10 protein-coding genes and 1 pseudogene are annotated in these 10,500 nt (G+C 67.1%); 9 read left to right on the plus strand and 2 right to left on the minus strand.

What is annotated here, in order from left to right; translation table 11 throughout:
* From LI94_RS23925 to LI94_RS18025, 4 genes and pseudogenes are all read left to right on the plus strand, one after another.
* Positions 1 to 814: pseudogene (locus tag LI94_RS23925) on the plus strand (ATP-binding protein); the annotation flags it as partial.
* Positions 811 to 1,254 (plus strand): roadblock/LC7 domain-containing protein, encoded by a 444-nt coding sequence (locus LI94_RS18015; protein ID WP_024441995.1) that lies wholly within the window; start codon positions 811 to 813, stop codon positions 1,252 to 1,254. The pseudogene LI94_RS23925 and the gene LI94_RS18015, both read left to right, overlap by 4 nt.
* Before the next feature lie 17 nt (positions 1,255 to 1,271).
* Positions 1,272 to 1,688, plus strand: a complete 417-nt coding sequence (locus LI94_RS18020; RefSeq protein ID WP_082105809.1) for a DUF742 domain-containing protein — start codon at positions 1,272 to 1,274, stop codon at positions 1,686 to 1,688.
* A 55-nt stretch (positions 1,689 to 1,743) separates the two neighbouring features.
* On the plus strand, positions 1,744 to 2,277 hold the full coding sequence (locus tag LI94_RS18025; RefSeq protein ID WP_046302057.1) for an ATP/GTP-binding protein: 534 nt from the start codon (positions 1,744 to 1,746) through the stop codon (positions 2,275 to 2,277).
* 38 nt (positions 2,278 to 2,315) lie between these two features.
* Here LI94_RS18025 and LI94_RS18030 read toward each other — a convergent pair whose 3' ends face one another.
* Both LI94_RS18030 and LI94_RS18035 read right to left on the minus strand, forming a co-directional pair.
* The gene (locus LI94_RS18030; RefSeq protein ID WP_036457624.1) at positions 2,316 to 4,982 is read right to left on the minus strand and encodes an FHA domain-containing protein; all 2,667 of its coding nucleotides are present in this window, start codon (positions 4,980 to 4,982) and stop codon (positions 2,316 to 2,318) included.
* Positions 4,983 to 4,993: 11 nt separating this feature from the next.
* Positions 4,994 to 6,190 carry an NADH:flavin oxidoreductase gene (locus tag LI94_RS18035; protein WP_046302054.1) on the minus strand — a complete coding sequence of 399 codons (1,197 nt, stop codon included), beginning with the start codon at positions 6,188 to 6,190 and terminating at the stop codon, positions 4,994 to 4,996.
* Positions 6,191 to 6,302: 112 nt separating this feature from the next.
* Here LI94_RS18035 and LI94_RS18040 point away from each other — a divergent pair, with 112 nt between their 5' ends.
* The 5 genes from LI94_RS18040 to LI94_RS18060 all read left to right on the plus strand — a co-directional run.
* The gene (locus tag LI94_RS18040; protein ID WP_024441990.1) at positions 6,303 to 7,151 is read left to right on the plus strand and encodes a bifunctional methylenetetrahydrofolate dehydrogenase/methenyltetrahydrofolate cyclohydrolase; all 849 of its coding nucleotides are present in this window, start codon (positions 6,303 to 6,305) and stop codon (positions 7,149 to 7,151) included.
* A complete protein-coding gene (locus tag LI94_RS18045) occupies positions 7,148 to 7,438 on the plus strand; it encodes a DUF3017 domain-containing protein (protein ID WP_024441989.1) in 291 nt (96 codons plus the stop codon). The genes LI94_RS18040 and LI94_RS18045 overlap by 4 nt, the downstream gene beginning before the upstream one ends.
* A 202-nt stretch (positions 7,439 to 7,640) precedes the next feature.
* The gene (locus LI94_RS18050; protein ID WP_046302055.1) at positions 7,641 to 8,531 is read left to right on the plus strand and encodes a cyclopropane mycolic acid synthase family methyltransferase; all 891 of its coding nucleotides are present in this window, start codon (positions 7,641 to 7,643) and stop codon (positions 8,529 to 8,531) included.
* Positions 8,532 to 8,557: 26 nt separating this feature from the next.
* Positions 8,558 to 9,418 carry a cyclopropane mycolic acid synthase family methyltransferase gene (locus LI94_RS18055; RefSeq protein WP_024441987.1) on the plus strand — a complete coding sequence of 287 codons (861 nt, stop codon included), beginning with the start codon at positions 8,558 to 8,560 and terminating at the stop codon, positions 9,416 to 9,418.
* Positions 9,419 to 9,451: 33 nt separating this feature from the next.
* The coding region (locus tag LI94_RS18060) for a KasA/KasB family beta-ketoacyl-ACP synthase (protein WP_052739968.1) at positions 9,452 to 10,500 on the plus strand (1,049 nt) is incomplete at its 3' end.

Consider the following 10,500-nt stretch of genomic DNA (forward strand, 5'->3'; position numbering starts at 1 on the left):
GATGTGTATAAGAGACAGTGCCGAGCCCGGTCCCGTCGTCTCGCTGCTGCCGCGACGTACCCCGGGATCCAGCGGTATCACCGGCGTGCCCGCCGAACAACCGGCGCAGCCGCCGACCGCCCCCGAGCGAGTACGCCGCGAGCTGCCGCAACCGTGGTGGGAAGCTGAGGATCAGGGTGCAGGGCAGTCGGACGCGCCGGCCCCGAACCCGCACCGGGCACCCGCACCGGTGGTCGAGAAGTTCGCGCCCGCTGATACGTCAGGGTATTTCGCCGCGCGTGCCCGGGCCGGCACCCCTGCCCCCGAGCCCGAGCCCGAGCCCGCCACCGAGACCGACTCGATCTATCAGCGGATGCTCTCGGAGTCGGTGGGCATCGACCCCAACGAACCCGGCCTGCGCGCCGACCTGGACTGGCAGTCGGTCTGGGACCGCGGCTGGTCGGTAGCCGCCGAAGTGGAAAACGTGCCGGTGGTCGCCCACACCGAACACGGCCTTCCGGTCCGCGAGCCCGGCGCCCGGCTGGTGCCCGGCTCAGCCGCGGCAGAGGGGCCGCCGGAGGCGGAGTACGGCCCCCATGCCGGCGCACCCGATCCGGGCGAGGCAGAACAGCCGGTAACATCCAACGGCGTACCGCCTCAGCCCGTCCACGAGCCAGTGGAACGGGATCCCGCGGCGATCCGCACGTCGATCAGCCGTCACTTCGGCGGAGTGCACGCCGCGCGGTCGCATGCCCGGGAAACCGGCCTGGACACGGGCCCGGAAAAGGGCGGGGAAAATGGCCTCGACACTGACCAGGGACAGAACCAGTCATGACTTTCCCAACCGATCCCACCGCGCAGCGCCGTACCGCCGAAAGCTCGCTGGACTGGCTGGTATCCAATTTCGCCCGCGAGGTGCCCGGGGTGTCGCACGCGGTGCTGGTGTCGGTCGACGGTCTGACGGTGGCGGCCAGTGAGCACCTGCCCACTGAGCGGGCCGATCAGCTTGCGGCGGTGGCCTCCGGGCTGGCCAGCCTGGCGACCGGGGCGTCGCAGTTGTTCGAAGGAGGCCGGGTACTGCAGTCGGTGGTGGAGATGGAACACGGCTACCTGCTGCTGATGCGCGTCGGCGACGGCTCGCATCTGGCGACGTTGGCGAGCGCGTCGTGCGACATCGGCCAGATCGGCTACGAGATGGCGGTTCTGGTGGAACGAGTCGGAGCGGTGGTCTCATCGGCGCGCCGGTCGGCGCCGTCGCGGGGCGGCCACTCGTGAGGTGCCGGTGAATGGTGATGGAAATCCCCGAGCGTTGGTCGCGGCCGCAGACGCCGGAGGGCCCAGAGGCCCTAGAGAACCCGGAAACTGAGGCCAATTTGGTCCGGCCGTACACGCTGACCGCCGGTCGAACCCACACCGACGTGCCGTTGCCGCTGGAGGCCCCGGTGCAGACCCTGCGAGCGGCCCAGCCCAACCAATGGCCGATCAGCGATCCGCGGGGGCGGATCGTCGAACTGTGTCAGGGGGCGCCGTCGGTCGCCGAGATCTCTGCCCGACTGAACCTGCCGTTGGGCGTCGCGCGGGTGCTGGTGGGTGATCTGGTCACGTCGGGATACCTTCGGGTGCGTGCCACACTGACCGAGGCGTCCAGCCGGGACGAACGCCGAGACCTGATAGGAAGGACCCTTCGTGGCCTACGCGCGCTCGGATAGGCCCTCGGACAGGTCCTGGGATAGGCCGGCTCCGCGAGACGCTGCCTCGACGAAGATCGTCATCGCCGGCGGGTTCGGGGTCGGCAAGACCACGTTCGTCGGCACGGTCTCGGAGATCATGCCGTTACGGACCGAAGCGCTGGTCACTGATGCTTCGGCCGGAGTCGACGCCCTGGAGGCCACCCCGGACAAGCGGACCACCACGGTGGCGATGGACTTCGGTCGCATCACGCTGGCCGACGACTTGGTGCTCTACCTGTTCGGTACGCCGGGCCAGCGCCGGTTCTGGTTCATGTGGGACGACCTGGTGCGTGGCGCGATCGGTGCGATCATCCTGGTCGACTGCCGCCGGCTGCAGGACAGCTTCGCCGCGGTGGACTTCTTCGAACACCGCAATCTGCCTTTCCTGATCGCGGTCAACGAGTTCGACGGCGCGCCGCGTTATCCGGTCGCCGCGGTGCGCAAGGCCCTGGCGCTGGCCGAACACATCCCGGTGATCGCCGTCGACGCGCGCGACCCCCGCTCGGCCCGCGACGCCCTCATCGCGATCAGCGAATACGCGTTGTCCACGCTGGCGCCGCAGGCTTGAGCGACGCACCGGAGTGACGCCAACCCAAACGAAGCCCGCTAGCGCTTGAGCCGGATCTTCCACCACACCAGCACGGTGTAGCACACCGACAGCAGCGCCAGCATGCCCATGTCGAGCAGCCAGATGCCCTTGGTGTGGTCCCAGAGCCGGTCTTTGGGAATCTGCGGCGCGTTCATCAGGGTGTTGAAGTCGACGGTCGACCCGCCCGCCGCGTACCCCCAGCGTGCCGGGGTGAGCCAGGACAACTGGTCGAGCCCGGTCCGGCCGCCGACCGGGATCATTCCGCTGGACAGCACCAGCTGCGACATGATCGACACCACCAGCATCGGCATGATCTGCTCGTTGGACTGCGCGAACGCCGACAGGGCCAAACCGAGAATCGCCGAGGCCACGCAGGTGCCGGCCACCCCGAGGAACAGCTCGAAGTTCACGCTGCCGAACAGCAGTGCGTCACGCGCGGGGCCGCCCTTGCCCACCACCACGATCGTGGTGGCGATGGCGGCCTGGATCGTGGCGAATACGCAGAACACCGCGATCTTGGCCAGCAGGTAGGCCACCGTCGACAGCCCGACGGCCTGCTCTCTTCGGAAGATCGGGCGTTCGCCGATCAGGTCGCGGATGGTCAGCGCTGTCCCCATGAAAACAGCGCCGATGTTGAGCAGCACCATGATGTACCGCGGTTCGGTGGGCGCATCGGGGGCCGGTACGCCCAGTCCATGGCTGCCTTCGACGGTCAGCGACAAAATACCCACGATGAACGGCAGCAGGGCCAGGAAGATCGAGTAGCCACGGTCGGAGACGATCAGCCGGATCTGGCGGCGCGCGATCGTCGAGAGCTGTTTGAGCAGGCTGGTGGCCGCCGGCTTTCCGAGATCGGCGGGTGGCGTCTCGGCCACCGACGCCGAGGACCGCTGGCCGCCCTCGCGCTCCAGGAAGCGCCGGTTGGCTTCGTCGGGATCGGCACCGACGTTGGCGAAGATGTCGGCCCAGTTTTCGGCGCCCATGGCCGGGAAGACTTCTTTGGGCGGGCCGCAGTAGGCCATCTTGCCGCCGGGGGCGAGCAACAGTATCTGGTCGCAGACATCGAGGTAGGCCACCGAGTGGGTGACCACCATGACCACGCGACCGGCGTCGGCCAGGCCGCGCAGCATCAGCATGACCTGGCGGTCCAGTGCCGGGTCCAGGCCTGATGTCGGTTCGTCGAGCAGCAACAACGAGGGCCCGGTCAGCAGTTCCAACGCCACCGAGGCGCGTTTGCGCTGACCGCCGGAGAGCTTGTCCACCCGTGTCTCGGCGTGCTTGGTCATCTCCAGTTCCTCGAGCACCCGAGCGACCGCCTGATCGCGGTCGGCTTGGCTGCTGTCGGGCGGCAACCGTAGCTCGGCTGCGTAGCCGAGCGCCTGGTTGACCGTCAGCTGGCGGTGTACCACGTCGTCCTGGGGGACCATCCCGATTCTGCTGCGCAGCGAGGCGTAGTCGGCGTGGATGTTGTGCCCCTCGAAGAGGGTGGTGCCGGAACTGGGGCTGGTGTAGCCGGCGATCAGCCGGGCCAACGTGGTCTTGCCCGCACCCGAGCCACCGATGATTGCGGTGAGGGTGCCCGGCCGGGCATTCAGGGAGATGTTGTTGAGCAGCCGCTTGCCGCCCTCGACGTCGAAGCAGACATCGCGCACTTCAAGGCCGCCGCTGCCGGGGGTGGCATCGGTGCGACGCACCAGGGTGCCGCCGTGAAACTCCAGGTCGACGTTACCGATAGTGACGATGTCGCCCTCGGACAGGATCGCCGATCCGATGCGGACACCGTTGACGAACGTGCCGTTGATGCTTCGGCTGTCGCGGATCTCGGTGCCCAGCGGCGTCGGGATCAGCATGGCGTGGTGACGGGAGGCCAGCACGTCGGAGATCACGACATCGTTGTCGGTGGCGCGGCCGATGGTCAGTGCTCCGGCCGGCGCGTTGGGTGCTGACGCCGACGACGGCCTCAGGATGTCAATCATGCGGGTGGCGATATTGCCGACTTCGGGCGGCGTCGCCGACACCGGTGCCATCCGGGTGGCGGGCTGGCGCGGGGGGAAAACCTCGGCGGGCGCCACCGGCGCTGCGGGCGGTTGATACCCGGGACGCAGTGCCGCCTCGGGGGCCGGGCTGGGCGAAGCGGACTGATATGCCGGCGGCCGGTGCGGAGCGGGCGGCGCGGAATAGGGTGCTGGACCGGTCGGCGGCCGGTAGGACTGCTGCTGCACACCGGGGTGCCCGGCCGACCGCGGATCTGCATACGGCGCGGGTTCGGGCGGCGCCGGCCAACCCGAGGGCTGAGGCGGCCGGGCCGGGCGTGCGATACCGGGCTGCGGTACCTGGATCGAGACGGTCTGCGGCGGCCGACCGGCCTGGCCCTGGTGGCGTCCCACCTCAAAGGAGACCCGCGGCCCGTCCGGGTTGCCGAGGTTGACGGCCTGTCCGTCGCGGATTTCGACGACGGGCACCCGCTGGCCGTTGACATAAATGCCGTTCAAAGAGCCGTTGTCGATCCCCAACCACCTGCCCTGCTCGAAGCGCAGCAGTAGGTGAGCGCGCGAGACCAGCGGATGCGGGATGCGGACGTCAGCCCGCAGGTCGCGTCCGATGACCACGTCGTGGCCTGCGGAGAACGTGCCTTGTGACCCGTCATGGCGGACGGTCAGCACCGGCGGGGCTGGGTGACTCATTGTCGTCAACTCTAGCGAGTTAGGTCCGGTGCGCCCGTAACGACGCAGTGCGTGCGCCGGTAGATCGTCGGCATGCACTGGTTGCAGTGCGTGCACTCCGACAGCGTCGTCGACTCCTCCGCGATCCGGTTGACCAGGTCCGGCTCGGCGAGCAATGCCCGGGCCATCGCGACGAACTCGAATCCCTCGGCCATCGCCTGATCCATCGTGGCGCGGTTGGTGATGCCGCCCAACAGGATCAGCGGCAGCGACAGTTCCGCGCGGAAAAGTCGCGCACTGTCCAGCAGATAGGCGTCGGTATAGGGGTATTCGCGCAGGAACTTCTTGCCGGTCATCCGCATGCCCCAGCTCAACGGCGGGGGGAAGACGCTCGCGAATTCCTTCACCGGGGCGTCCCCGCGGAACAGGTACATCGGGTTGACCAGCGAGCTGCCCGCCGTGAGTTCCAACGCGTCCAGGCCGCCGTCGTCCTGCAGCCACTTCGCGGTGGTCAGCGACTCATCGAGGCTGATACCGCCGCGGACCCCGTCGGCCATGTTCAGTTTGGCCGTCACCGCGATCTGTCCGCCCACCGCCTTATGCACGGCCGCCACGATGCCGCGGGCCACCTTGGCCCGGTTGGCCAGCGACCCGCCGAACTCGTCGGAGCGGCGGTTGATCAGCGGAGAAAGGAACGAACTCGCCAGGTAGTTGTGGCCGAGATGGATCTCCACGGCGTCGAACCCGGCATCCACGGCGTAGCGTGCGGCGTCGGCGTGCTGGGCGATGACCTGGTCGATGTCGTCGCGGGTGGCCTTCTTGGCGAAACGCATGCCGATCGGGTTGAAGAATCGCACCGGGGCCAGGGCACGGGCCTTGTTGGAGCGCGCGTCGGCGACCGGTCCGGCGTGACCGATCTGGGCGCTGACCAGGGCCCCCTCGGCGTGCACCGCATCAGTGAGCCGACGCAGCCCGGCGACCGCCTCCGGGCGCATCCACAGCCCGTCGTTGGAGGTGCGGCCACCCTGGGAGACCGCGCAGTAGGCCACGGTGGTCATGCCCACGCCGCCGGCGGCCGGCAGCCGGTGATACTCAATGAGATCGTCGGAGGCCAGCGCGCCAGGCGTGCGGTTCTCGAACGTCGCAGCCTTGATGATCCGGTTGCGCAAGGTGATCGGGCCGAGTTTGGCGGGACTGAAGACGTCGGGGACGGGCTCGGGAACGGGCATAGCGGGAGCCTACAATCGGCGCCCGGCGAATAGTCGCCGTGCGCACTGGGAAGATCCGTGCCGTCGCCTCCAACAGGCCGGAACTCAGCGGCTACATGCCACAATGTCCGGCGTGGGTGCGATTACGTTGGACGGCAAGGCCACGCGCGACGAGATCTTCGTCGACCTTCAGGCACGGGTGGCGGCGTTGTCCGCCGCCGGCCGCACGCCCGGTCTGGGCACCATTCTGGTCGGGGACGACCCCGGGTCGCATGCCTACGTGCGCGGCAAGCACGCCGACTGCGCAAAGGTCGGCATCACCTCGATCCGTCGCGACCTGCCCGCCGACTGCAGTCCGGCCCAGCTCAACGACACCATCGACGAGCTGAACGCCAACGACGAGTGCACCGGCTACATCGTGCAGCTGCCGCTGCCCAAGCAGCTGGACGAGAACGCCGCACTCGAGCGCGTCGACCCGGCGAAGGACGCCGACGGGCTGCATCCGACCAACCTGGGTCGGCTGGTGCTGGGCACCCCGGCGGCGCTGCCGTGCACCCCGCGCGGCATCGTGCACCTGCTGCGCCGCTATGACGTGCCGATCGCCGGCGCCCACGTCGTGGTGATCGGACGTGGGGTGACGGTCGGGCGGCCGCTGGGACTGCTGCTGACGCGCCGGTCGGAGAATGCCACCGTCACGCTGTGCCACACCGGGACCCGCGATCTTGCGGAGCTGACCCGCCAGGCCGACATCATCGTCGCCGCGGTCGGGGTGCCGCACATGCTCACCGCCGACATGGTGCGGCCGGGGGCGGCCGTCGTCGACGTAGGGGTGTCGCGTACCGACGCCGGGCTGGTCGGCGACGTACATCCCGACGTGTGGGAGGTGGCGGGCCACGTGTCGCCCAATCCCGGCGGGGTGGGTCCGCTGACCCGGGCGTTCCTGCTGACCAACGTCGTGGAAAGAGTCGAGAGCACGCTGTGAAGCTCGTCGATGTCCGTCGGGTGATCGCCGCGCAGTGGCCGATCCTGCTGGTCGGGCTGATCTTCACAGCGGCATTCGTGCTGGCCGGCGCGAACTTCTGGCGGCGTGGCGCGTTGCTGATCGGGATCGGCACCGGGGTGGCAGCCGCGCTGCGCCTGGTGCTGTCCGAGGACCGGGCCGGGCTGCTGGTGCTACGCGACCGGGGTCTGGACTTCGCGACCATGACGACCGCGGCGACGGTGATGCTCTACGTCGCGGCCACGATCGACCCGCTCGGGACCAGCTAGTCGTTTTTGACCCGTCCGACAATTTCCGCCGGTGCGACGGCGCGTATTCGCCCGTCTCCCAGCCGGATCGGCCGCCGTGTTTGATGGCCCGGCTCTGCGGGAACACGTGTGTCCGGTCGGCCGGTGCGGGTCGGCGGTGTCGGTTGCCGCGTCGTCGATATGACGTGCGCCCCTGAAGTCGCTTTGTGCAGCGGAGGAACAGATGAGCGACGTTGAGCTGATTCCGGATATCGATCACATCCGGTCGCACTACGACCGATCCAACGAGTTCTTCCGGCTCTGGCTGGATCCGACCATGACCTACAGCTGCGCCTATTTCGAGCGCGAGGACATGACGCTCGAACAGGCTCAGATGGCCAAGGTGGACCTGGCATTGGGCAAGTTGGGACTGCGGCCCGGGATGACACTGCTCGACATCGGTTGCGGTTGGGGATCCACCATGCGGCGAGCCGTCGAGAGGTACGACGTCAACGTCATCGGGCTGACACTCAGCGAAAACCAGGTGGTTCATTGCGAACAGAAATTAGCTGAGATGGACAGTCCGCGCCGCAAACAGGTGCGGTTGCTGGGCTGGGAGGAATTCGACGAACCGGTGGATCGCATCGTGTCGCTCGGCGCCTTTGAGCACTTCGCCGACGGCGTCGGCACCTACGAGCGCTACGACGATTTCTTCACCATGTGCCACCGTGTGTTGCCCGACGACGGCGTGATGCTGCTGCATTCCATTGTGGTGCCCACCGCCGAAGAGGGCGAGCGGCGGGGACTGAAAAAGACGATGTCGCTGCTGCGCTTCATCCATTTCATCCTGACCGAGATCTATCCCGGGGGCCGCTTGCCGCAGATCTCGATCGTCGACGAGCACGCCACCCGCTGCGGCTTTTCGATCACTCGCCATCAGTTGATCGGGTCGAACTATGTACGCACGTTGGACACCTGGGCCAAGGCACTCGAAGCGCACAAAGACCAGGCGGTCGAGCTCAAAGGCGAGCAGACCTACGAAACGTTTCTGAAGTACCTGAAGGGCTGCCGGGAACTGTTCCGTGACGGTTACACCGACGTCTGCCAGTTCACGATGGAAAAGCCAGTGGCATAAGAGATTCGGAGGACATGGTGACACCGATGACTGATCTCAGGCCGTACTACGAAGAGTCTCAAGCGGCATATGACATCTCCGACGACTTCTTCGGGCTGTTCCTCGATCCGACGATGGCCTACACCTGTGCGTACTTCGAGCGCGACGACATGACGCTGGAGGAGGCGCAGAACGCCAAGTATGACTTGGTATTGCGCAAGCTCAACCTCGAGCCGGGGATGACGGTGTTGGACGTCGGCTGTGGGTGGGGGGCGGGGCTGGTCCGGGCGGTGACGAAGTTCGACGTCAACGTCATCGGAATCACGCTCAGTCGCAACCACTGCGCGCGCAGCGCGGCCACGTTGGCAAGGATCGGTACCCAGCGTCGTGCGGAGGCGCGGCTGCAGGGTTGGGAAGAGTTCGACGAGAAGGTTGATCGGATCTTCACCATCGAGGCGTTCGACGCGTTCAAGAAGGCCCGCTACGCCGCGTTCTTCGAACGCGCCTACGACATGCTGCCCGACGACGGTCGAATGGTGTTCCACAGCATATTCACCTACCCGCAGACCTACTGGCGTGAGCATGGCATCAAGGTGACGATGAGCGATCTGCGTTTCGTCCGATTCCTCGGCAAGGAGATCTTTCCCGGTGGGGAGATGGCGGGGCGCGACGACATCTACGAATACTCGCAAGGCGCCGGATTCCGTATTCAGGACGCCTTTTTGATGCCGGAGCACTACATCCGGACCCTGGACATGTGGGCGGACAATCTGCGGCGCAACCGCGAACGCGCCATCGCCATCCAGTCAGAGGAAGTGTACGAGCGCTACCTGCGCTATCTGACCGGCTGTGCTGACCTCTTCCGCAGAGGAATCAGCAATGTCGGGCAGTTCATCCTGACCAAATAGCGTCGCTGGAAGCGAGGCGCGGACATGGCCCGAATGACTCGGCTCTGCACTGGGAGTGGCCTTCCCGAGGTCGTGGTCACCGGTGTCGCGATGACGACTGCGCTGGCAACGGACGCCGAGGACACCTGGAAGAGACTGCTGGACGGGCAGAGCGGCATTCGTAAGCTCGACGACCCCTTCGTCGAGCGGTTCGACCTCCCGGTGCGTATCGGTGGGCATCTGCTCGAGGACTTCGACCACGAGTTGAACCGCAAGGAACTGCACCGGCTGTCCTACCTGCAGAAAATGGCGGTGGTCCTGGGTCGCCGGGTCTGGGCGAATGCCGGCTTGCCGGAGGTGGATCCGCGCCGATTGCTGGTGTCGATCGGCACCGGTCTCGGCTCGCCGGAAGAACTGGTCTGGGGCTACCAAGGCATGGTGGAACGGGGTATGAAGTCGGTCTCGCCGCTGGGAGTGCAGAAGTACATGCCCAACGCGGCCGCCGCTGCCGTGGGCCTGGAGCGTGGCGCCAAAGCGGGGGTTTTCACCCCGATCTCGGCGTGTGCTTCCGGCGCCGAAGGTATCGCGCAGGCCTGGCGGAACATCGTCTACGACGAGGCCGACATCGCGATCTGCGGCGGAGTCGAGACCAAGATCGAAGCGGTCCCCATCGCGGGATTCGCCGCAATGCGCATCGTGTTGTCCACCCACAACGACGACCCGGCCGGCGCGTGCCGGCCATTCGATGCCGACCGCAGCGGGTTCGTGTTCGGCGAGGCCGGCGCGTTGATGGTCATCGAGACTCTTGAGCATGCAAAGGCGCGTGGCGCAACCATTCTCGCCCGGCTGATGGGCGCCGGTATCACCTCCGACGGCTACCACATTGTGGCGCCCGACCCGCGGGGCGAACGCGCGGGTTGCGCGATCGCCCGAGCGATCGATCTCGCGGGCCTGGCACCGACGGATATCGACCACATCAACGCACACGCCACCGGAACCAAGATCGGCGATCTGGCCGAGGCCCAGGCGATCAACAACGCCATGGGAGCGCATCGAGCCGCGGTGTATGCACCGAAATCCGCTCTGTCTCTTATACACATCTG

The sequence above is a fragment of the Mycobacterium sp. UM_Kg27 genome, from assembly GCF_000972905.1.
Lineage (GTDB): Bacteria > Actinomycetota > Actinomycetes > Mycobacteriales > Mycobacteriaceae > Mycobacterium.